At 61.7% G+C, this 20988-nt stretch carries 19 protein-coding genes; 14 read left to right on the top strand and 5 right to left on the bottom strand.

All coding sequences use genetic code 11. The features are described from left to right. Positions 1 to 10 precede the first annotated feature (10 nt). Both B5F94_RS07700 and B5F94_RS07695 read right to left on the bottom strand, forming a co-directional pair. Positions 11 to 1405, bottom strand: coding sequence for a CitMHS family transporter (locus tag B5F94_RS07700; RefSeq protein ID WP_087329157.1), 1395 nt, complete (start codon positions 1403 to 1405; stop codon positions 11 to 13). 273 nt (positions 1406 to 1678) lie between these two features. Next, positions 1679 to 3022 (bottom strand): sigma-54 interaction domain-containing protein, encoded by a 1344-nt coding sequence (locus B5F94_RS07695; RefSeq protein ID WP_087329155.1) that lies wholly within the window; start codon positions 3020 to 3022, stop codon positions 1679 to 1681. A gap of 334 nt (positions 3023 to 3356) precedes the next feature. Here B5F94_RS07695 and B5F94_RS07690 point away from each other — a divergent pair, with 334 nt between their 5' ends. The 14 genes from B5F94_RS07690 (at position 3357) to B5F94_RS07625 (ending at position 18805) form a co-directional block, all read left to right on the top strand. Continuing rightward, positions 3357 to 4142 (top strand): ABC transporter permease, encoded by a 786-nt coding sequence (locus B5F94_RS07690; protein WP_087268890.1) that lies wholly within the window; start codon positions 3357 to 3359, stop codon positions 4140 to 4142. Next, positions 4118 to 4909, top strand: coding sequence for an ABC transporter ATP-binding protein (locus B5F94_RS07685; protein WP_087189381.1), 792 nt, complete (start codon positions 4118 to 4120; stop codon positions 4907 to 4909). Before B5F94_RS07690 ends, B5F94_RS07685 begins: the two co-directional genes overlap by 25 nt. Positions 4910 to 4981: 72 nt before the next feature. Beyond that, positions 4982 to 6031 (top strand): ABC transporter substrate-binding protein, encoded by a 1050-nt coding sequence (locus tag B5F94_RS07680; protein ID WP_087329174.1) that lies wholly within the window; start codon positions 4982 to 4984, stop codon positions 6029 to 6031. Positions 6032 to 6157: 126 nt separating this feature from the next. Beyond that, the gene (locus tag B5F94_RS07675) at positions 6158 to 7705 is read left to right on the top strand and encodes a sensor histidine kinase (protein WP_087329153.1); all 1548 of its coding nucleotides are present in this window, start codon (positions 6158 to 6160) and stop codon (positions 7703 to 7705) included. Continuing rightward, positions 7674 to 8339, top strand: a complete 666-nt coding sequence (locus B5F94_RS07670) for a response regulator transcription factor (protein ID WP_087329151.1) — start codon at positions 7674 to 7676, stop codon at positions 8337 to 8339. Before B5F94_RS07675 ends, B5F94_RS07670 begins: the two co-directional genes overlap by 32 nt. Positions 8340 to 8373: 34 nt before the next feature. Then, positions 8374 to 9189: a glucosamine-6-phosphate isomerase gene (locus tag B5F94_RS07665; protein ID WP_087189384.1), complete on the top strand. Its 816-nt coding sequence runs from the start codon at positions 8374 to 8376 to the stop codon at positions 9187 to 9189. A gap of 8 nt (positions 9190 to 9197) precedes the next feature. Then, on the top strand, positions 9198 to 10340 hold the full coding sequence (nagA, locus tag B5F94_RS07660; protein ID WP_087329149.1) for an N-acetylglucosamine-6-phosphate deacetylase: 1143 nt from the start codon (positions 9198 to 9200) through the stop codon (positions 10338 to 10340). A 13-nt stretch (positions 10341 to 10353) separates the two neighbouring features. Beyond that, the gene (locus B5F94_RS07655) at positions 10354 to 11502 is read left to right on the top strand and encodes a class II fructose-bisphosphate aldolase (RefSeq protein ID WP_087329148.1); all 1149 of its coding nucleotides are present in this window, start codon (positions 10354 to 10356) and stop codon (positions 11500 to 11502) included. A 59-nt stretch (positions 11503 to 11561) separates the two neighbouring features. After that, positions 11562 to 12398: a triose-phosphate isomerase gene (locus B5F94_RS07650; RefSeq protein WP_087329146.1), complete on the top strand. Its 837-nt coding sequence runs from the start codon at positions 11562 to 11564 to the stop codon at positions 12396 to 12398. An 11-nt stretch (positions 12399 to 12409) separates the two neighbouring features. Then, entirely contained in the window at positions 12410 to 13870 is a 1461-nt protein-coding gene (locus B5F94_RS07645) for a lactate racemase domain-containing protein (protein WP_087329144.1), read from the top strand. 13 nt (positions 13871 to 13883) lie between these two features. Then, positions 13884 to 15047 carry a 6-phosphofructokinase gene (locus tag B5F94_RS07640; RefSeq protein WP_242961171.1) on the top strand — a complete coding sequence of 388 codons (1164 nt, stop codon included), beginning with the start codon at positions 13884 to 13886 and terminating at the stop codon, positions 15045 to 15047. A 6-nt stretch (positions 15048 to 15053) separates the two neighbouring features. Then, entirely contained in the window at positions 15054 to 15833 is a 780-nt protein-coding gene (locus B5F94_RS07635) for a sulfite exporter TauE/SafE family protein (protein ID WP_087329142.1), read from the top strand. A 212-nt stretch (positions 15834 to 16045) separates the two neighbouring features. Continuing rightward, positions 16046 to 18433: an S-layer homology domain-containing protein gene (locus B5F94_RS07630; protein WP_158100264.1), complete on the top strand. Its 2388-nt coding sequence runs from the start codon at positions 16046 to 16048 to the stop codon at positions 18431 to 18433. Between the two features lie 51 nt (positions 18434 to 18484). After that, complete coding sequence (locus B5F94_RS07625) at positions 18485 to 18805, top strand: hypothetical protein (protein ID WP_087329138.1); 321 nt, start codon at positions 18485 to 18487, stop codon at positions 18803 to 18805. Positions 18806 to 18850: 45 nt separating this feature from the next. Here the strand turns inward: B5F94_RS07625 and B5F94_RS07620 are convergent, their stop codons facing one another. From B5F94_RS07620 to B5F94_RS07610, 3 genes are read right to left on the bottom strand one after another with little or no spacing between them, the layout of a single operon-like run. After that, on the bottom strand, positions 18851 to 19270 hold the full coding sequence (locus tag B5F94_RS07620) for a PaaI family thioesterase (protein WP_087329136.1): 420 nt from the start codon (positions 19268 to 19270) through the stop codon (positions 18851 to 18853). Next, positions 19254 to 20177 (bottom strand): SufB/SufD family protein, encoded by a 924-nt coding sequence (locus tag B5F94_RS07615; protein ID WP_087329134.1) that lies wholly within the window; start codon positions 20175 to 20177, stop codon positions 19254 to 19256. Before B5F94_RS07615 ends, B5F94_RS07620 begins: the two co-directional genes overlap by 17 nt. A 1-nt stretch (position 20178) precedes the next feature. After that, the gene (locus B5F94_RS07610; RefSeq protein WP_087268930.1) at positions 20179 to 20916 is read right to left on the bottom strand and encodes an ABC transporter ATP-binding protein; all 738 of its coding nucleotides are present in this window, start codon (positions 20914 to 20916) and stop codon (positions 20179 to 20181) included. Positions 20917 to 20988: the final 72 nt, after the last annotated feature.

Raw genomic sequence — 20988 nt, 5'->3', positions numbered from 1 at the left:
TGAGGAAAGATTACAGGGCGATGGCGCCGGTGATGAAGGCCACAGCCACCATCACCAGGGAGACCAGCCAGGCCAGGGGAATGGTCTTCTTCTGATGCTCGCCCAGATCTACGCCGGTCAGACCCACCAGCAGGAAGGTGGAGGCGGTGAGGGGAGAGATGGGGAAGCCCACGGTCATCTGGCCCAGAATGGCGGCGCGGCCCACATCGGCGCCCACAATGCCGAAGCCCTGAGCGGTGGTGGCCAGTACGGGCAGCACGCCATAGTAGAAGGAGTCGGGGTCAAAGAGCAGGGAAGCGGGCATGGCGATGATGCCGATGATGAGGGGGAAGAACTGACCCATGGAGTCGGGGATGATGGCCACCAGGGCGGTAGACATCTCAGAGATCATGCCGGTACCCTGCATAATGCCGGTGAAGCAGCCGGCGGCAAAGAGCACGGAGCACATCATGAGGGCTTCCTTGGCATGGGCATCCACACGAGCCTTGGAGTCCTTCACGCGGGGGTAGTTGATGACGGTGGCCAGGACGTAGAACACCATGAACACCACAGCGGGAGCAAAGCCGGAGAACAGCAGGGAGATGATGGCAGCGATGATGAGGACGATGTTCACCCAGAACAGGTGGGGCCGCAGCAGGGCCTTCTGCTCGTCGGTGAGCTCCTGCTCGGTATGACCCACAGCCTGGAGAGCCACGGCGCCGATGCGCTTCTTTTCGCGGCTGCCCAGGAAGGCGGCGATGAGCAGCACGCACACCATACCGGCCAGCACAGAGGGGAGAACAGGCATGAAGAACTCAGTGACGGTAGCCTCGGTGCCCTCCATGGTGGCCAGGGCGGTGTGGGCGCGGATGGTGGGGCCGCCCCAGGGCAGGATGTTCATGGTGCCGGCGGACAGGGCCACGATGGTGGCCAGGGTGGTGCGGCGCATACCCAGCGCGTCATACAGGGGGAGCAGGGCGGGCACGCAGATCAGGAAGGTGACGGCGCCGGAGCCGTCCAGGTGCACGATGGCGGCCAGCACGGCGGTGCCGATGCCGATCTTGATGGGATCGGTGCCCACCAGGTTCAGGATGCCCTTGATGATGGGACGGAAGGTGCCGGCGTCGGTGAGAATGCCGAAGAACAGGATGGAGAAGATGAACATAACGCCGGTGGCGGCCACCGAGCCGATGCCCTTGGAGCCGGTGATCATACCGCCCAGGGACTTGAAGTTGGCCACAAAGTCAACGACGCCCTGTGTGCCCTCCGGGGCGCCCTCGGGAACCACGGCCATAAAGAAACAGGCGATGATGCCGGTGACCACAGGAACCACAATCAGGGCCACCAGGGGGGATGCCTTCTTGGTCATGATGAGCACCAGCATGATCACAACCGTCAGGAATCCCAGGATTGCTAAAGGTGACATGAACGATACCTCCTCTTGATTTCGACGGCCCTCTCTTCGACCGCCGCTGCCCGGAAAGAGAAGCAAGACCTGTGCCAACTGGGGAACAAGGCGGAAAAAAGGGGAAATTCCTTGGGCCCCAGGGCCTTCCAGGGCCTGCCGCTCCGGGAGGGAGAGGAATGGGATTCTAATATTCTGGAAATAGAAAAAGCCCCGCGGGGGCAGGGCGGGGCCTTAGGGGAGACGCTGCAAAGAGTTCTAAAATGCTGGAACGATATTCTAATATTCTGGAAGTCAGCCTTTCAGCTTGTTGTACAGGCTGGCCAGAGAGATGCCCAGCTGGGCGGCGGTCCGCTTTTTCCCCTCCAGAGAGGTGCCGTTTTTCTCCAGCAGGTTGAGAATGACCCGCTTTTCAAAGGCCCGGGTCCGCTGGGCCAGGGTGAGGCCCACGTCCTCCTGCTGGTGGACCAGGTCGCTGGGGAGGGCCTCCTGATTGATCACCCCGGAGGGGGTGAGGTAGGCGGAGAACTCCAGTACGTTGCGCAGCTCCCGCACGTTGCCCGGCCAGCTGTGGGCCTGGAGGCAGGCTACCGCGTCCTCGGTAAGCCGGAAGGGGCGGCGCAGCTTGTGGGAGAAGTCCTCCAGAATGGCCTGGGCCAGGGCGGGAATATCCCCCGGCCGCTCCCGCAGAGGGGGAATATGGAGGGGGAAGGTGCTCAGCCGGTAGTACAGGTCCTTGCGGAATTTACCGGCGGCCACATAGGCGGGCAGGTCGGCGTTGCAGGCGGCCACCACCCGCACGTCCACCGCCACCTCCTTGATGCCCCCCACCGGGCGGATGACGTGTTCCTGAAGCACCCGCAGCAGCTTGGCCTGGAGACCCACGTCCATCTCGGAGATCTCGTCCAGGAAGAGGGTGCCGCCGGCGGCGGCCTCGAACAGGCCCATCTTGCCGCCCCGCTTGGCGCCGGTAAAAGCCCCCTCGGCGTAGCCGAAGAGCTCGGATTCCAGCATATTGGCGTTGAAGTTGGAGCAGTTGATGGCCACAAAGACCCCGTCCCGCCGGGGACTGGCGTTGTGGATGGCCTGGGCGTACAGCTCCTTGCCGGTGCCGCTCTCGCTCTCCAGCAGCACGGTGGCGTCGGTGACGGCGATGCGCTGGGCCAGATCCTTTACCCGGGCCACCGCCGGGGTCACCGCCACGATATCGTCAAAGGTGTACCGGGCGCCGTTGGCCTTGCTGATGCTGTGGAGGGCCTGACGGCTCCGGGCCTCCACCGCCTCCAGCTCCTCTCTGGTCTGGTAGGCGTCCTCCAGGAAGGTGACCACGCTGAGCCCGCCCACCAGGGTGTCCCCCTCATAGATGGGGTAGAGGTTGACGAAGTAGAAGTCCTTGATCTCCTGGCGGGTGATGTGGAGGATGGGCTTGCCCGCCTGGAGCACGTCGGGCAGCCGGGCGCCGGGACGCAGGTCCCGCAGGTATTTGCCCTCCACCAACTCCAACGGTTCCCCCGATTCCTTGCGGAGAAACTCCAGATAGGCCTGATTACAGAAAACCAGCCGGCCCTCGGTATCGATGATGGTGATGCCCTCCCGCATGGCGTCGAAGGTGGCTCGGGCGGCGGCATTGAGTTCCATGGTGGTCCCTCCCAGGTTTAGTTACTGTAGATTATACCCGGTTTGTCAATCAGAGGGAAGTAGGGGCTGCGGTGCGCTCCATGGCGCCGTCTGGCTGGCCGGGGCTTGCGGCCGGCGTTGTTGGGACCGGCGGCGCGGAAGAAGCTGGCCCGGATCTCCAGGGGGAGGAGCAGACTGGACGCGCCCTGTATGGTGCGGGAAAATAAGGGGAGGGATGATGAAATTTCATACTTTTCTTTTTCCAAAAAGATTTTATACTAGAGTTATCCTAACCGCGGGGCTGCTTGTGCCAACCTTGCGTACGTCGGATCAATCGTAAGAAGGAGCGAAGAGAATGGAACAGAAGAAAAAGTCCCTTGCCAGTCGGATTCCATCAAAGGTCTGGCTGCTCATCTCTTTTGCGGTGGCCATGCTGGTTTGGTACATCATGTCCATCATTCCCCAGACGTCCCGCGCTTTCCCCAACGTGGTGGTGACCATTCAGGGTCTCATGACCATGGTGGAGCGCGGCGTGTTCTGGCAGGACTTGAGCAGCAGCTTGATCTCCGTGGCAATGGGTTACGCCATCGGCTTTGTCATCGCCCTGCCCGTGGCCATCCTGATGGCCTGGTATGTGCCGGTGCGCAACATCCTGGAGCCCTGGATTCAGTTCATCCGTAACATCCCCCCTCTGGCCTACGTGCCTCTGATCGTCATCTGCGCCGGCGTGGGCCGGCTGCCCCAGGTGATCGTGATTACCATCGCCTGCTTCCTCATCATGTGCGTGACCATCTATCAGGGCGTGATCAACGTGGATGAGACCCTCATCAAGGCCGCCCGGGTTCTGGGCGCCACCGACAAGGACATCTTCGTCCGGGTCATTACCCCCGCCACCCTGCCCTTCATCCTCACCGCTGTCCGGCTGGGTGCTTCCGTTGCTCTGACCACCCTGATCGCAGCCGAATCCACCGGCGCTATGGCCGGCCTGGGTATGCGTATCCGGTCTCTGAACAACAGCTTTGACGCGGCCCCCATGCTGGCCTACGTCATCATCATCGGCATCATCGGTATTACTCTTGAAAAAATCATCAAATTCTTGGAAAGGAAGCTGACGGGATGGCAGGAGAAGAGAGAAATCTGATCGTCAAGATCGATAACGTCCGCAAGGTATACAATACCCGCAACGGCGAGATGGTAGCCCTGAACGGGGTGGACCTGGACATCTATGAGAACGAATTCATCTGCGTGGTAGGCCCCTCCGGCTGTGGTAAGTCTACCCTGCTCAACATCATCGCCGGCCTCCACGAGGCCACTTCCGGCGCTGTCTACTGCAAAGGCAAGAAGGTCACCGGCACCGGTACCGAGCGCGGCGTGGTCTTCCAGCAGTACGCCCTGTTCCCCTGGCTCACCGTGAAGAAGAACGTCATGTTCGCTCTGGAGATGAAGGGCATCAAGGGCAAAGAGGCCGAGGATCTGGCCATGAAGTACCTGGAGAAGGTGGATCTGACCAAGTTTGCCGACCACTATCCCAAGGAACTGTCCGGCGGCATGAAGCAGCGCGTGGCCATCGCCCGCGCCTACGCCGCTGACCCCGAGGTGCTGCTGATGGACGAGCCCTTCGGCGCCCTGGACGCCCAGACCCGTACCCAGCTGCAGACCGAGCTGCTGGAGACCTGGGAGAAGGACCGCAAGACCTGCTTCTTCATCACCCACGATGTAGAGGAGGCCATCATCCTGGCCCAGAAGGTCATCATCATGTCCGCCCGTCCCGGCCGCATCAAGTCCATCATCGACATCGACATCCCCTATCCCCGTACTCAGGAGACCAAGATGACTCCTCGCTTCCTGGAGCTGAAGAACGAGATCTGGAGCCAGGTGTACCAGGAGTATCTGGAGGTCCGTAAGTAATCAGGTTGGAACGGCACTGGCCGTTGCAATAGAGGAAAAGAACCCCAAACTATTAAATAGGAGGAAATGAACGTGAAGAAGTTTCTTGCCATGCTCCTGGCCGTGGCCATGCTGGGCGGCGCTCTGGCTGCCTGCGGCGGCGGCGAAACCACCAGCACCCCCTCCGGCAACACCGGCACTCCCGCCGGAAACTCCGAGACCCCCACTGTTGAGACTGTTAATATCAATGTGGGCTATATGCCCAACTACGGCGGCCTGTGGAGCCTGATGACCGCCAAGGAGAAGGGCTTCTTTGAGGAAGAGGGCCTGAACGTCACCATGACCCAGTTCGAGGACGGCCCCACCATCATCGCCGCCATGGAGAACGGCTCCGTGAACTTCGGCTACATCGGCCAGGGCGCTCATAAGCTGTGCGTCCAGGGCAACGCCACCATCATCGCTCTGTCCCACATCTCCAACGGCGACGCCCTCATCGGCGGCCCTGGCATCAGCACCGTTGAGGACCTGAAGGGCAAGACCGTGGCCTACTCCTCCGGTACCTCCAGCGAGGATATCCTGCGCAACGCTCTGGCTGCTCACAACATGACCATGGATGACATCCAGGCCATGGACATGGACGCTCCCTCCATCGTGACTGCTATGATGTCCGGCGGCGTGGACGCCTGCGCCACCTGGTCCCCCAACAGCCTGACCATCCTGGAGGGCATGGAGGGCACCACCAAGCTGGCTGACAACATGACCTTCTCCGACACCACCGTGTCCCTGGCCAGCTGGATCGCCACCCCCAAGTACCTGGAAGAGAACCGCGACGTGACCGTTCGCTTTGTCCGCGCTCTGATGAAGGCTATGGATTACGCTGCTGACGGCAACTACGAAGAGGTTGCTCAGTGGTGCGCCACTAAGGCCGCTCTGGACTATGACACCATGTACAATCAGCGCGGCGACGCCGACTGGCTCACCGGCAAGGAAGTGGTGGACGGCGTGGCCGACGGCACCGTCAAGGGCTACTACGAGCTGCAGCAGAAGAACCTGCTGGACGGCGGCTCCATCACCGAAGAGGATGTGTGCCCCGTCGAAGATTACGTGGACTTCGATCTGATGACCGAGGCCGGCAACTACTAATATGACCCCAGGAGGGGCGGCGGCGGAACACCGCCGCCGCCCCTTTCCCGCGTAAACAGATTCTTTACAAAGCCGGAGTGAGCGGATACAATAGCACCGGAAACCACAACTGGAGGAGGACAAGCTATGCTTCTGTTGTTGGCCGTGGGGCTGCTCATCGGCTCCATTCTGGTGCTGTGCGTCAAAAAGAATCTGGAGTCCCTGCTGCTGGTAGGACTGTGCCTGAGCCTTACGGTCTATTTCGTGGGGCTGATGGTCTTTATCGCCAAGAAGGGCGGCCTGTCCCAGGAGGTCATGAACTTCCTGTTTTTCAACCAGAAGATTCGCATCTGGGTGCAGTACCGCTTTATTACCCTGGGACAGCTGGGCTACATTGTGGCCCTGGGCCGCTATCTGTTCCCGCTGTTCCTGCTGGAGATGGCCTTCCAGTATTCCATGCTCTCCGCCCTGCGGAAAGCGCCGCTGGTCCGGAAGCTGGTGCTGGTGCTGCCTATTGTTTCCCTGGTGCTCTATTACCCCAGTGTGTATCGGAGCCTGGTGATGAAGGTGCCGGCAGCCAAGGACGTGCTGGTCCAGTTCTCTTATATCTGGGTCATGTGCTATGTGGCGCTGGCGGTAGGCCTGCTGGTTGTGGAATATTGCTCCACCACCATGCATTTTTCCCGGCGGAAGTTTCTGCCCATCGTCATCTCTCTGGTGGCGCTGGCCACTCTGTATGTGATATACTGCGGCCAGGACCCGGGACAGATCTACCGGTTCTACAGCTACGACTATACCTGGATCAAGGGTGTGGGCTATCTGCAATTCGCCCTCAGCATAGGCGGTTATATGGTCCTGGTGGCGGTTAACCTGGTGTGCGGTATCCTGGGTCTGGGCAGTATGTTGCGTTACACTCAGACAAGCTTTGCGTCCGACCGGGACGAGGTGGTGCTGGAGCGTAAGTTCGATGTGGCCCGCACCGGCGCCTCGGTCTTTGTCCACAGCATCAAGAACCAGTTGCTGGCCAACCGGGTGCTCTACAAGCGCATCTGGGTGGAGCTGCAGAAGGAGGAACCAGACCTGGACAAGGTGCGGGGCTACGCCGACAGCCTGTTTGACAACAATGAGCTGCTCATTAGCCGCTCGGAGGAACTTTACCGCACGGTCAAAGCCAAGTCGGTACGACTGGTTCCGGTGACCTTGGGCCGCCTGGAGGAGATCACGCTGGACCGGTTCCGCAAAAAATATCCTGATGGCCGGGTCAGGGCGCTGATGGACCGGGAGATCCAGGTACTGGCTGATGAAAACTACCTGAGCGAGGCCCTGTATAACCTGCTTACCAACGCCTGGGAGGCCACCATCGGATATGAGGAGACCAGGCCGGTGGAGCTGGTGAGCCACCAGGAGCGGCTGTATACCGTCCTGGAGGTCAAGGACCACGGGCCGGGCATCAAGACGGAGGAGTTCAAACATATCTTTGAGCCCTTCTATTCCAGTAAGAACAGCAATTTCAACTGGGGCATGGGATTGTACCATGTCCGTACCATCGTGCGCAGCCACCTGGGTTCCCTGCGGGTGGAGAACCGGCCGGAGGGAGGAGCTTCCTTCTTCATTCTGCTGCCCCGCTATGGTACTATCCAGCCGAGGCAGGGAGGAAAAAAGCATGATACGCATTTTGGTCGCCGAGGACTTTGATCTGATCCGGGAGGATCTGTGCGATGTCCTCAACCAACAGGAAGATATGACCGTGGTGGGCAGCGCCGCCAGCGGAAAGGAGATCGAGGCCCTGGCCCTGGAGACCGACTTCGATCTCGTTCTTATGGATATTGAGATGGAGACCACTACCGCCGGCATCCAGGCCACCGAGCACATCCTGGAGAAAAAGCCGGAGGCCAAGGTCCTCTTCCTCACCGCCCACGAGACCGACAACATGATCCTCACCTCCATGGGCGCGGGGGCGGTGGATTACATCGTCAAGGGCTGCGAGGACGCCGAGCTGCTCCAGCACATCCGCAGCGCCTATGCCGGCCAGGCCATGCTGGACGGCAAGATCCAGAACCTGCTGCTCAAGGAGTATTCCCGCCTGCGCACCTCGGAGCGGTCCCTGCTCTTCTTCATCAGCACAGTCTCCCAGCTCACCGCCGCCGAGCGGGATCTGGTGCGGCTGCTGCTGGAGGACAAGAAGATCAAGGAGATCGCCGCGGAGCGGTGTGTGGAGGTCGTCACCGTCAAGACTCAGATCAAGAGCCTGCTGCGGAAGTTCGGCTGCACCCGGACCAAGGAGATCGTGGATACCATCCGGGAATTGAACGTAACCCATCTGTTTTAAGCATTGACATACCGTCATAGAAAGGAAGATCCACATGGACTATTATCACATTTCCGCCCAGGACCTGGGCAAAGACGCCAAGATTCCCGTCGTTAAGCTGGGTGACTCCGGCGAGGTGTTCTATGAGATCGCCATGGAGATGATCAACACCATCAAGGCTCACAACGAGAAGGGGGAGAAGACCGTCTTTATCTGCCCCGTGGGTCCTGTGGGCCAGTATCCCATCTTTGTTCGCCTGGTGAACCGGGACCGGATCAGCCTGAAGAACTGCTGGTTCATCAACATGGACGAGTATCTCAATGACGACGACACCTACATCGACAAGGAGAGCCCCCTGTCCTTCCGCGGCTTCATGGAGCGCACTGTGTACACCAAGATCGACGAGGAGCTGCTCATGCCCCCCGAGCAGCGGGTGTTCCCCAACCCCGCCGATCCCGGCTATGTGGATCGCCTGATCGAGGAGTTGGGCGGCGTGGACATTGCCTTCGGCGGCATCGGCATCAACGGCCATCTGGCCTTCAACGAGTCCCGTGAGGACATGACCGCCGAGGAGTTTGCCGCTCAGGGCACCCGGGCCCTGTCCCTGAATCCTGAGACCCGTACCGCCAACGCCATCGGCGACCGCTGCGGCGCCATCGATGCCATGCCCCACCGTGCCGTCACCATCGGCATCAAGCAGATCCTGGGTGCCCGCAAGGTCCGTCTGGGTGTGTTCCGGGAGTGGCACCGCTCCGTGGTCCGCCAGGCCGCTTACGGCGAGGTGACCGCCCACTTCCCCGCCAGCCTGCTGCAGAACCACCCCGACGCCATCATCTTCACCAATTCCCTGGCCGCCGGCCAGCCCTTCTGAGGTACCTTATGAAACGAACCCTCTTTACCAATGGTAAGGTCTATGTAGACGGCCGGTTCCAGGATACCGATCTGCTGGTACAGGACGGCCGGGTGGCCGGCTTCTCCGGCAAGGCTGATGAGGTGGTGGACCTGGGAGGCAAGTTGCTGATCCCCGGCTTTTTGGACTTGCACACCCACGGCGGCGACGGCGTGGACGTGAATGCCGCCACCGCCGGGGATATGGCCAAGATCGGCCGGTTCTTCGCCAAGAACGGCACTACCGGCTGGCTGTGCTCCATCCTCACCGATACGCCGGAGCAGACCCTGTGGTGCATTGACCAGGCCAAAGCCGCCATGGCGGCTCCCATCACCGGAGCTCAGCTTATGGGCATCCATCTGGAGGGCCCCTTCCTTTGCTCTGCTTACAAAGGCGCTATGCCAGAGCATCTGCTGCGGAAGGGTGATCCTGCCCTGTTCCGGCAGTATCAGCAGGCCGCCGAGGGCGCTGTCCGGTATATCACCGTCTCTCCCGAGGTGGAGGGCGTGGTGGATATGATCGCTGAGATCGCCGGCCACACCACCGTGGCCATCGGTCACTCTGGGGCTGACTATGAGACCAGCTGCGCCGCCATTGACGCCGGTGCACAGGCCTGTACCCATACCTTTAACGCCATGGGGCTGTTCCACCAGCACCGTCCCGGCATTATGGGTGCGGTCCTGGAGCGTCCCGTGTGCTGCGAGGCCATCTGCGACGGCCGCCACCTGCATCCCGGCTCTGTCCGGATGCTCCTGGCCTGCAAGGGCTGGGACAAGGTGGTAGCGGTCACCGACTCCATCCAGGCCGCCGGTCTGCCCGACGGGCACTATAAGCTGGGGGTCAACGACGTGGTGGTGGAGGATGGCGACGCCAAGCTGGCCTCTAACGGCGTCCGGGCTGGTTCTACCCTGACTACCGGTCAGGCCCTGAAGAACCTGGTGAAGTTCACCGGGGAGAGCGTGGAAAAGGTGCTCCCCCTGCTGACTGCAAATCCTGCCCGCCTCATCGGTATGGACCACCGGAAGGGCTCCATCGCCCCCGGCAAGGACGCCGATCTGGTGGTTCTGGACCAAGATCTGAATGTAACTGCAACCTATGTGGCCGGCGTGAACGTATACGCCGGAGAGAATTAAGGAGGAACTTATTATGCCTTTGGTACCGCTGAGACCTTTGATGGAAGCCGCTGAGCAGCACAACTACGCTCAGGGCGCTTTTAACGTGAACGCCGTGGCTCAGGCCAAGGCCGTCATCGAGATGCACGAGACCTTCCGCTCCCCCGCCATCCTGCAGGGCGCTGACCTGGCCAACGCCTTCATGGGCGGCCGGGTGGACTTTGCCAACGGCACCCTGGAGGACAAGAAGAAGGGCGCCCGCAACATCGCCAACGCCGTGAAGAAGTACGGCGAGAACTCCCCCATCCCCGTGGTGCTCCACCTGGACCACGGCAAGGACTTTGACTCCTGCGTGGCTGCCATCGAGGGCGGTTACACCTCCGTCATGATCGACGGCTCCTCTCTGCCCCTGGAGCAGAACATCGAGCTGACCCGCGAGGTGGTCAAGTATGCCCACGCCCGGGGCGTGTCCGTTGAGGGCGAGTTGGGCGTGCTGGGCGGCCAGGAGGACCATGTGTTCGCGGCCACCTCCACCTACACCAACCCGCTGGACGCCGTGGAGTTCATCCAGAAGACCGGCGTGGACGCCCTGGCCATCTCCTACGGCACCCAGCACGGGGCCAACAAGGGCAAGGACGCCAAGCTCCGCAAGGAGATCCCCATCGCCATCAAGGAGTGCATCAACCGGCTGGGCATCTTCTGCGCCCTGGTGTCCCACGGTTCCTCCACCGTGCCCCAGTACATTGTCAAGGAGATCAACGACCTGGGCGGCGATATCCAGAACGCCTACGGCATCCAGGTTGAGCGGCTGATGGAGGCCATTCCCTGCGGCATCCGCAAGATCAACGTGGATACCGACATCCGTCTGGCGGTTACCCGCAACATGAAGGAACTCTTCGCTCAGAAACCCGAACTGCAGAAGAGCCCCTCCATCGGCGGCGTGTACGCCCTGCTGGAAGAGAAGAAGTCCGCCTTTGATCCCCGCGTGTTCTTCCCCCCCATCATGGACACCGTGCTCACCGGCAATGTGCCCGACGAGGACGTGGCCCTGCTGATGAGCCGCGTGGAGGCGGGCGTGAAGGAGGCTGTGGGCTCCCTGATCGTCAACTTCGGTTCCTACGGCAAGGCTCCTCTGGTGGAGCAGAAGTCCCTGGAGGACATGATCGCCTTCTATAAGAAATAAGAACGGCAAGGGCGGGCGGGGGCCGGTCTCCCGCCCCGCCGGAGAGAAGGAGCAACTACATGAAGCATCTGTATCTGAATCTGAAGCGGTTCGACGTGCCGGTGGAGTTCGGTGGCGTCAACCGCATCGCCCCGGTGGCTGACTGGGGCAAGTATATCGTGGAGCACACCCAGGAAGGCCTGAAGCACTACGATCCCAACCAGGTGGAGTTCGTCCAGTACTTCCCCGAGGCCCACATTCTGGGGGCCGTGGCAGCCCAGTGCGAGAACAGCCCCGTGCAGGTGGGTTCCCAGAGCGTCTACCGCATGAATACTGCCGTAGGCGGCAACTTCGGCGCCTTTACCACAAACCGTCCCGCTTCCATCGTGAAGGCCATGGGGTGCACCTCCACCATCATCGGCCACTGCGAGGAGCGCAACGACAAGATGGGCGTGCTGGCCGAGGCCGGCGTCACCGACACCGCCGCCGTCAACCGCCTCTTGAACCAGGAGATCAAGCTGGCCATCGAGCAGGGCCTGACCGTGCTCTACTGCATCGGCGAAAAGAGCGAGGAGCAGGAGCAGTGGCAGCAGGTGCTGGGCGACCAGCTGAAGATCGGCCTGGACGGCGTGGACACCTCCAAGGTGGTCATCGCCTACGAGCCCATCTGGTCCATCGGCCCCGGCAAGACCCCCGCCGGCAAGGAGTATATCACCAAGATCGCCAAGTTTGTCAAGGAAGTGACCGGCGGCCTGGACGTGGTGTACGGCGGCGGCCTGAAGGTGGACAACGCCGAGATGCTGGCCTCCATCGACGAGATCGATGGCGGCCTCATTGCCCTGACCCGGTTCCAGGGCGAGATCGGCTTCTACCCCGACGAGTATCTGGAGATCATCAAGACCTATCTTGGTAAATAAGGAGAGCACACATGAAGCTTGATTTTGAATACGGCCACGGCCTGATGAGCGCTGAACTGCCCGACAACACCGATGTGTTTATTCCCGGCACCACCGTGCCCGATCCTGAGTGCCTGCCCCAGGACTGGGACAGCCTGTACAACGCCACCCTGGAGTCCATCCGCAACCCCATGGGTATGCCTCCTCTGAAGGAGCTGGCCGGCCCCGGCAAGACCGTGGTCTTCGTCATCCCTGACATCGTGAAGGGCGGCAACCAGCCCACCTCCCACCGGAAGGTGTCCATCCGGGCCTGCCTGGACGAGCTGTACGCCGCCGGCGTGGAGAAGAAGGACATTCTGTTCATGTTCTCCAACGGCCTGCATCCCCGTGCCACCGTGTCCGAGATGAAGCAGATCCTGGGCGAGGAGCTGTTCAACGAGTTCTACTGGACGGGCCAGATCACCAGCCATGACTCCGAGGACTACGAGCACATGGTGGACCTGGGCGCCACCAAGCGGGGCGATCCCGTGCTGATGAACAAGTATGTCTTTGAGTGCGACATTCCCATCCTCATCGGCCATACCCAGGGCAACCCCTACGGCGGCTACTCCGGCGGCTACAAGCACTGCGCCACCGGTATCACCCACTGGCGGAGCATCGCCAGCCATCATGTGCCCAAGGTCATGCACCGGGACGACTTCACCCCCGTGTCCGGCCACTCCCTGATGCGCACCAAGTTCGACGAGATCGGTATGCATATGGAGGAGAAGATGGGCCACCCCTTCTTCTGCTGCGACGCCGTGCTGGACACCTACTCCCGCCAGATCGCCATCTACTCCGGCTACGCCAAGGTGATGCAGCCCGAGTCCTGGAAGCTGGCCAACAAGCGCACCTACGTCCCCTTCGCTGAGAAGAAGTACGACGTGATGGTGTTCGGTATGCCCCAGAACTTCCACTACGGCAACGGCATGGGCACCAACCCCATCCAGATGATGCAGGCTCTCTCCGCCCAGGTTATCCGCCACAAGCGTGTCATGAAGGACAACTGCGTCATCATCTGCTCCTCCATCTGCAACGGCTACTTCCACGACGAGCGCTGGCCCTACCTGCGGGAGCTGTATGAGATGTTCCAGCACGACTATATGAACATCCTGCCCGATATGGACCGGTACGGCGAGTACTTTGCCACCAACCAGGAGTATATCCGCAAGTACCGCTTCTGCAATGCCTTCCATCCCTTCCACGGCTTCTCCATGATGAGCTGCGGCCACATTGCCGAGATGAACACCTCCGCCATCTACATTGTGGGCGCTCAGGAGCCCGGCATTGCCCGCGGCATGGGCCTCAAGACCCGGGCCACCTTTGAGGAGGCCCTGGAGGACGCCAAGAAAAAGTTTGTGGGCCCCAACCCCAACATCCTGGCTCTGCCCCAGACCTTCAAGCTGAGCGCCGTCCATCTGTGCATGAAGGACGACGATCTGAGCAACGTGTAAGGAGGGCATTGTCATGCTGAAAGGAAATATGCTCATCGCCCACGGCGGCGGCCCCACCCCGGTGATCAACAGCTCCCTGCTGGGGGCTGTCCGGGAGGCCAAGCTCCACGGCGAGATCGAGACCATCTACGGCGCCCGCTTCGGCGCTGAGGGCATCCTGGCCGGGGACCTGATCGACCTGGGCAAGTTTGCCGACGAGGATCTGGCCCTGCTGGCCAAGACCCCCGCTTCCGCTCTGGGCTCCTGCCGCCGCAAGCTCACCGACGCCGACTATCCTGCCGTGCTGGAGTGCTTCAAGAAGTTTAACATCCGCTACTTCTTCTACAACGGCGGCAACGACTCCATGGACACCTGCAACAAGATCTATAACCTGTCTGTGGAGACCGGTTATGAGCTGCGGGTCATCGGTATCCCCAAGACCATCGACAACGATCTGGATGTCACCGACCACTGCCCCGGCTTCGGCTCCGCGGCCAAGTACGCCGCAGTCTCCGCTCTGGAGCTGGCTCAGGACGTGTCCGCCCTGCCCATCCATGTGGTGGTGATGGAGATGATGGGCCGCAACGCCGGCTGGATCACCGCCGCTTCCGCCCTGTACGCCGACCTGATGCCCTGCGAGCATCTGGTGTACCTGCCCGAGGTGGCCTTCGACAAGGAGAAATTCCTTGCCGCTGTCAAGGAGAAGTGGGCCAAGGGCCGCGGTCTTCTGGTGACCATCTCCGAGGGTATCCACTATGCCGACGGCTCCCCCGTGGCCGACTCCGGCGTGGTGGACGGCTTCGGCCACAAGGTGCCCGGCGGCGCCGCCCAGGCGCTCAGCGACATGATTATGCAGGAGACCGGCCTGAAGTCCCGGTCCGAGAAGCCCGGCCTGCTGGGCCGTGTGAGCGTGAGCCTCATGTCCGAGATCGACCAGAAGGAGGCCGAGGAGGCCGGCGCCTGCGCCGTCCGCTCCGCCGTGGAGGGCAAGACCGGCTTCATGGTGGGCTTTGAGACCACTCGGAACCCCTACTCCTCCAAGACCTGCCTGATCCCTCTGGAGAAGGTGGCCAACGCCGAGAAGAAGTTCCCCCTGGAGTGGATCGGCGAGGACGGCGCCAGCATCAAGCCCGAGTTCAAGGCCTATTGCGAGCCCCTGCTGGGCGCTTACGACAGCCGGTTTATCTCCCTGCGGTAAGCCGCCATGCAGATCCTCTTTAACTTCCTGGTCTGTATCCTGGCAACTACCATTGGAGGCATCAGCGGGGTAGGAGGCGGCGTCATCATCAAGCCGGTGTTGGACGCTGTGTCCGGCCTGCCGGTGGCTACCATCAGCTTTCTGTCCGGCTGCACCGTGCTGGCCATGACCATCACCTCCATGCTGCGCAGCATCGGCGGCGAGGTGAAGGTGGAGCCCCGCCGGGGTACCCTGCTGGCCATCGGCGCCGCCGTGGGCGGTATCGTGGGCAAGCAGCTCTTCGATATCGTGAAGGACGCCGGCGGCTCCGCCGTCTCGGTGGCCCAGCAGGTGCTGATGATTATCCTCACCCTGGGTGTGCTGGCCTATACCCTGAACCGTCCCCGCATCCGCACCCTGGATGTGAAGAACGGAGCGGCCTGTGTGCTCATCGGCCTGGCCCTGGGTGTGCTGTCCTCCTTCCTGGGCATCGGCGGCGGCCCCATCAACCTGGCGGTGCTCTACTACTTCTTTTCCATGGATTCCAAGACGGCGGCTCTCAACTCCCTGTACGTCATCCTCTTCTCTCAGGGAGCCAGCTTCCTCAACACCGTGATCGGTCAGAGCGTGCCCGTCTTTGAGTGGCCCGTCCTCATCGCCATGGTGGTGGGCGGCGTGGTGGGCGGCACCATGGGCCGCAGCTTCAGCCGCCGTATGGACAACAAGGCCGTGGACAAGCTGTTCTTCTGGCTGCTGCTGGTCATCACCGGCATCAGCGTATACAACCTGATCCGCTGCTTTGTGTGACTTCACGTTCTTCTCCTCTTTTCCTCAGGACCCGTTCCGGCAGTGATGCCGGGATGGGTCCCCTTTTTATGCCTGTATGGGTGGAAACATTTGGCCTGCCCCAATTCCTTGACACTGGAGCATGACATGGTATAATACCAAACCAGTATGGAATTTTTGCAGAGCAAATGCGCCATATTTTATCAATAACTGCAACTTGGAGGAATTTACCCATGCAAGCAAAGAAACCGCTGGCCCTGCTGCTGTCCCTGTCCATGGGGCTGTCCATGGGCACCCCCGCCCTGGCTGCCGCCAGAGAGACCAGCCTGCCCGACGTGGGCCAGAGCTGGGCGGCTGACTCCATTCACCGCTGGCTGGAGGCCGGCCTGGTGGAGGGAGACGACCAGGGCCTGTTCCGGCCCGCCGCCAACCTGACCCGGGGTGAGCTGGCCACCATTTTTGTGCGGCTGCTGGGCCTGAGCGAGAAGGCGCCCAACCGCTATGCCGACCTGAAGGGGGACGAGTGGTACGCCGACGCCATTCTGAAGTGTACTGCCGCCGGCATCATGGAGGGCGACGGCACCAACTGCAACGCCACCCAGACCATCACCCGGCAGGAGACCATGGTAATGTTTGCCCGTGCCATGGGCATCCGTGAGGAGAAGGAACCCAACCTGGGCCACTTTGTGGACGGCACCGACGCCGCCGGCTGGGCCGCCGGGTATCTGGCCCCTCTGGCCCAGCTGGGCATTCTGTCCGGCGTGGAGGACGGTTCCCACCTGGCGCCCAAGGCCAACATTGACCGGGCGTCCACCATGGCTCTGCTGGACAAGGCCGTCAGCGATTACATCACCGGCTCCGCCCAGGTGGAGGCGGAGGACGAGGGCCGCTTTGTGGTGATCAACACCGGTTCCGCTGCCCGCAGCGGCGCCCAGGTTGAGGTGTCCGGCCAGGCCGCCGGTCTGGTGGTGGCTCCCGGCAGCGCCGGGGCCAAGGTCACCGCTCAGGACCTGACCGCCGCCACCGTGAAGGTGGACGCTCCGGTGGAGCTGACCCTCTCCGGCAGCACTTCCGCCGACTACCTGAGCGTCAACGCCGAGGCCCAGCTGGCGGTGGAGAAGGATGCCTCCGTGGAGGAACTGTCCCTCAACGCCGCCGCCCAGGTGGACAACCAGGGCACCATCGGCAAGGCCTCCGTCAACGCCGACGGCGTGGTGCTGGACGGCAAGCTGCCCGGCAGCCTGGAGGTGACCGACGGCGTGGATCAGCCCACCGACAGCGAAGGCAACCAGGTGGGCGGCGACAATAACAACGGCGGCAGCAATGGCGGCGGCTCCGGCTCCGGCGGCTCCGGTGGTTCCGGCGGCAGCGGCGGCGGTTCCGGTTCCGGCGGCTCCGACGGCGATGGTGACGGCGACGGCGACGGCGGCCAGGTGCCTCCTGTCCAGGCCGGTCCTGCCGTGACCCAGGTGTCCGAGGAGGAGGGCAAGGTCACCATTCAGTTTGACCAGGCCCTGTACACCATGGAGGAGGACGTGTTGACCAAGATCGGCAGCTCCTCCACTCCCGAGGGTGACGTGGTGAATAACGAGGCCCTCCAGGCCGCGGGCTACGCCATCTCCGGCGACGTCCAGATTACCAACCTGTATGTGGACAACGAGACCGAGTTTGTCTGGACCTTTGACTTTAACAGCGCCAAGCTGGGCGACGGTATGCGCTACAACAAGGCCATCTACGACGCCGAGGGCAACAGCGCCGGCTACCTCACCGCCCGCCGCCATGTGGCCCTGAAGGACGACGAGGGCCGCACCCCCTACTACGTCTGGACCGTGGCCTTTGAGCAGGAGGCCGAGGCCGACATCACCGCCCCTGTGCTGGAGAAGGAGAGCGTCACCCTGCTGGGCGACGACGACACCCTGACCCTCACCGTGCCCGTGTCCGACGACGGCGAGCTGGCCTATCTGGAGATCGACCACAGCCTGGAGGCCAGCTTCCCCGAGTTCACCGTGGAGGCCAAGAGCTATGACTTCCTGGACGAGGAGAGCGGCCTGGGCTACACCAGCGTGTACACCGACACCCAGGGCGAGCAGAAGTGGGAGATTACGCTGAATCCCGTGGCCACCGCCCTGCTGCGTCAGGCCGCCGACGGCAGCCCCATGACCTTCTACTTCTCCGTGAAGGACAAGGCGGGCAACCAGTTTGGTTCCATGTACTTTGTGGACGAGGAGATGACCGTCTCCGACGTGTCTGTGCCTCTGGACGCCACCGCCCCCACCGTGGTGAGCTTTGCCATTGACGATCAGGTGGTGGAGGACGGCGCTACCGTCAACTTTGACGAGGGCCAGGAGTTCACCAGCCTCACCGTCACCCTCAGCGAGGCGGTGGTTGCCGGGGATCAGACCCAGCACATCACCATTGACGGCCATGAGTTCGGTACCTTCGTCATTGACGAGGCCGATCCCACCAAGCTCCACATCACAGTTACCAACCACAACGGCAACAAGTATGTGGAGGGTACCTTCCAGTTCGATCTGGCCGCCGGCGCCCTGAAGGACGCCTCCGGCAACGAGAACGAGGAGCTGTCCTACACCATCCACTTTACCCAGAATCCCGGCGTGTAAGCGTCACAAAGCCCCCCTCCCACCGATAAACTGGTGGGAGGGGGGCTTTTTATGCAAGATCAGGTATTGCAGGAACAGATCAAAACTGCGGACAAATCCCTGTTTTTTCTCAGTATCCTGCTGGGGTCCATCTGTCTGTCCTGGCTGGCCCTGGACAAACAGCGGCGGGGGCTGTGCTGCAACGGAAAAGCTCCCGATGTGGCGGGGCTGCGGCAGATCAGCTCTGTATTGGTGGTACTGGCTCTGGGGTACTTTTTCTGCCTGGGTGTGAAGGGTAGAGGGGAAGAAGGCGGGGAGGTCAATTTCTGGGCCTCCCTGCTGGTGCTGCTGGCCGCTCTGCTGCGACTGGGGGAGCTGCTGAAGGATGGGTAAAGAAAAGCGGTGGTGCTGCCACAGGCAGCACCACCGCTTGGCGCGTTAAAAGGGGGCGTCCTCCACCCGGGTTTCCTTGGCGAAAAAGGTGTAGGTGCCGGTAGCCACTGTCTGGCCCTGGTCGTTGGTCAGAACGGCGTCGTAGACCAGAATGGTCTTGCCCAGCTTTTTGGGGGTGGCCAGGCAGTGGATCTGGCTGCCGGTACCGGGGGCCAGGTACTGCATGGAGCAGTCCAGGGTGACGCACACCTTGCCGCAGGTGAAGGCGGCGCAGCCCGCCACCGTGTCCGCCAGGGCCACCAGGGCGCCGCCGTGGACGATGCCCATGGGGTTCAGGCTCTCGGGGCGGACCTCCAGAGTGCCCTCCGCCTCCCGACCCTCGATGCGGGTGACGGTAATATGGTTGTAGGGAGCGAAGTGGCCCTCGCCGTTGACCACCCGCTGAATATCACTGAAGGAAGCCATCCAGAATCTTCTCCTCCGCTTCCTGCTCGGTCAGACCCAGGGTCATCAGCTTCAGGATCTGGTCTCCGGCGATGCGCCCGATAGCGGCCTCGTGGATGAGCTGAGCGTCCACATGGTTGGCCACAATGGCGGGGATGGAGGAGATCCTGGCCTCCCCCATAATGATGGAGTCGCACTGAACATGGCCGAAGCACTTGGTGTTGCCGGTCATTTTGGGGTAGAACACCTGGACCGAGTTGTCCTGGGCCACGGACCGGGAGATGACCCGTCCGGTGGCGTCCTCGCCGTCCAGAATGATTTCCATGTCGCTCTCGGCGGTCTGCTGACCGTGGGTGAGCAGCTTCTCGGTGATGATGGCCTCGGCGCCCTTGCCCACCACAATGCGGGTCTCCCGCTTGGTGGAGTCCACGCCCCGGATCTGGGTGGACTCCATGTTGATGGAGGCCCCCTCGTCCAGATAGACGATGGTCTGGGGGTTCATGATCCGCTTGCCGGTGCCCTCGCCGTCGCCGTAATGGCGCTCCACATAGCGAACCTTGGAATTCTTGCCGATGTGGAAGGTGTGGACGCCGTCGTGCTGGCTGGTCTCGCAGCCGGTGTTGTGGATACCGCAGCCGGCCACGATGTCCACGTCGCAGTCGTCGCCGATGAAGAAGTCGTTGTACACCATTTCACTCAGGCCGGTCTGGCTGATGATGACGGGGATGTGGACCGACTCGTGCTGGGTGCCGCTCTTGACGGTGATGTTGATGCCCGACTTGCCCGGCTCCTCCTTGGTGGTAATCTCAATATTGGCGGTGTTGTTCCGGGAATCCAGCTGTCCGTTGCGCCGGATGTTGTAGGCCCCCTGGGGGGTCTTCTCCAGGTCCGCGATCTCCTTGAGGAGCTTCCATTCCGCTTGATCCATCTTACTTCGCTCCTTCCGACAGATAACTGCAAGAGGTCCTGGTGTTGGCCAGGATCTGGGGGAAGATCTCATCCTTGGGGCCCTGCTTCTGCACCTTGCCATCGGCGATCATGACGATCTCGTCGGCCAGGTCGATGATGCGCTCCTGGTGGGAGATGACGATGAGGGTGGCCTCCCGCTTCTGGTGGATGAGCTTGAAGGTCTCGGTGAGCTTGGCAAAGGACCAAAGGTCGATGCCGGCCTCCGGCTCGTCAAAGATCATCAGGCCGGTCTTGCGGGCCAGGATGGTGGCGATCTCAATGCGCTTGACCTCGCCGCCGGACAGGGAGGCGTCCACCTCACGGTCGATATAGTCCCCGGCGCACAGGCCCACTTTGGTCAGGTACTGGCAGCCCTCTTCCCGGGTCAGCTTCTCGCTGCCGGCGGCCAGGGCCAGCAGGTCCTTCACCTTCAGACCCTTGAAGCGGGGGGGCTGCTGAAAGCCGTAGCTGATGCCCAGACGGGCACGGCCGGTGATGTCCAGATCGGTGATATCGGTGCCGTTCCAGCGGATGGAGCCGCCGGTGGGCTTGACCAGGCCCATGATGGCCTTGGCAAGGGTGGTCTTGCCGCCGCCGTTGGGGCCGGTGATGACCACAAACTGGTGGTCCTTGACGGAGAGGGAGACGTCGTTGAGGATGCCCAGCTCCTGGCCTTCCTCTCCCTCCACCTGATAGCTGAGATGGCTGATCTCCAGCATAATCGGTCTCTCCTTTGTAAATGGTTCATTCCATGAGCAATTATTTTATCACGAAAGGCAGGAAAATACAAC

Origin of the sequence: Flavonifractor sp. An4 (assembly GCF_002161755.1) — a bacterium.
Taxonomy (GTDB): domain Bacteria; phylum Bacillota; class Clostridia; order Oscillospirales; family Oscillospiraceae; genus Flavonifractor; species Flavonifractor avicola.
Note: the sequence above shows the minus strand (reverse complement) of the source record. Positions and strands in the feature narration are given on the sequence as shown.

What these genes read in the sequence shown, in the direction of transcription:
- B5F94_RS07625 (WP_087329138.1), top strand. Translation starts at nt 18,485, where the DNA reads ATGCAAGATCAGGTATTGCAGGAACAGATCAAAACTGCGGACAAATCC.
- B5F94_RS07655 (WP_087329148.1), top strand. Translation starts at nt 10,354, where the DNA reads ATGCCTTTGGTACCGCTGAGACCTTTGATGGAAGCCGCTGAGCAGCAC.
- B5F94_RS07615 (WP_087329134.1), bottom strand. Translation starts at nt 20,177, where the DNA reads ATGGATCAAGCGGAATGGAAGCTCCTCAAGGAGATCGCGGACCTGGAG.
- B5F94_RS07620 (WP_087329136.1), bottom strand. Translation starts at nt 19,270, where the DNA reads ATGGCTTCCTTCAGTGATATTCAGCGGGTGGTCAACGGCGAGGGCCAC.
- B5F94_RS07610 (WP_087268930.1), bottom strand. Translation starts at nt 20,916, where the DNA reads ATGCTGGAGATCAGCCATCTCAGCTATCAGGTGGAGGGAGAGGAAGGC.
- B5F94_RS07650 (WP_087329146.1), top strand. Translation starts at nt 11,562, where the DNA reads ATGAAGCATCTGTATCTGAATCTGAAGCGGTTCGACGTGCCGGTGGAG.
- B5F94_RS07645 (WP_087329144.1), top strand. Translation starts at nt 12,410, where the DNA reads ATGAAGCTTGATTTTGAATACGGCCACGGCCTGATGAGCGCTGAACTG.
- B5F94_RS07665 (WP_087189384.1), top strand. Translation starts at nt 8,374, where the DNA reads ATGGACTATTATCACATTTCCGCCCAGGACCTGGGCAAAGACGCCAAG.
- B5F94_RS07695 (WP_087329155.1), bottom strand. Translation starts at nt 3,022, where the DNA reads ATGGAACTCAATGCCGCCGCCCGAGCCACCTTCGACGCCATGCGGGAG.
- B5F94_RS07700 (WP_087329157.1), bottom strand. Translation starts at nt 1,405, where the DNA reads ATGTCACCTTTAGCAATCCTGGGATTCCTGACGGTTGTGATCATGCTG.
- nagA (WP_087329149.1), top strand. Translation starts at nt 9,198, where the DNA reads ATGAAACGAACCCTCTTTACCAATGGTAAGGTCTATGTAGACGGCCGG.
- B5F94_RS07685 (WP_087189381.1), top strand. Translation starts at nt 4,118, where the DNA reads ATGGCAGGAGAAGAGAGAAATCTGATCGTCAAGATCGATAACGTCCGC.
- B5F94_RS07675 (WP_087329153.1), top strand. Translation starts at nt 6,158, where the DNA reads ATGCTTCTGTTGTTGGCCGTGGGGCTGCTCATCGGCTCCATTCTGGTG.
- B5F94_RS07690 (WP_087268890.1), top strand. Translation starts at nt 3,357, where the DNA reads ATGGAACAGAAGAAAAAGTCCCTTGCCAGTCGGATTCCATCAAAGGTC.
- B5F94_RS07630 (WP_158100264.1), top strand. Translation starts at nt 16,046, where the DNA reads ATGCAAGCAAAGAAACCGCTGGCCCTGCTGCTGTCCCTGTCCATGGGG.
- B5F94_RS07635 (WP_087329142.1), top strand. Translation starts at nt 15,054, where the DNA reads ATGCAGATCCTCTTTAACTTCCTGGTCTGTATCCTGGCAACTACCATT.
- B5F94_RS07640 (WP_242961171.1), top strand. Translation starts at nt 13,884, where the DNA reads ATGCTGAAAGGAAATATGCTCATCGCCCACGGCGGCGGCCCCACCCCG.
- B5F94_RS07670 (WP_087329151.1), top strand. Translation starts at nt 7,674, where the DNA reads ATGATACGCATTTTGGTCGCCGAGGACTTTGATCTGATCCGGGAGGAT.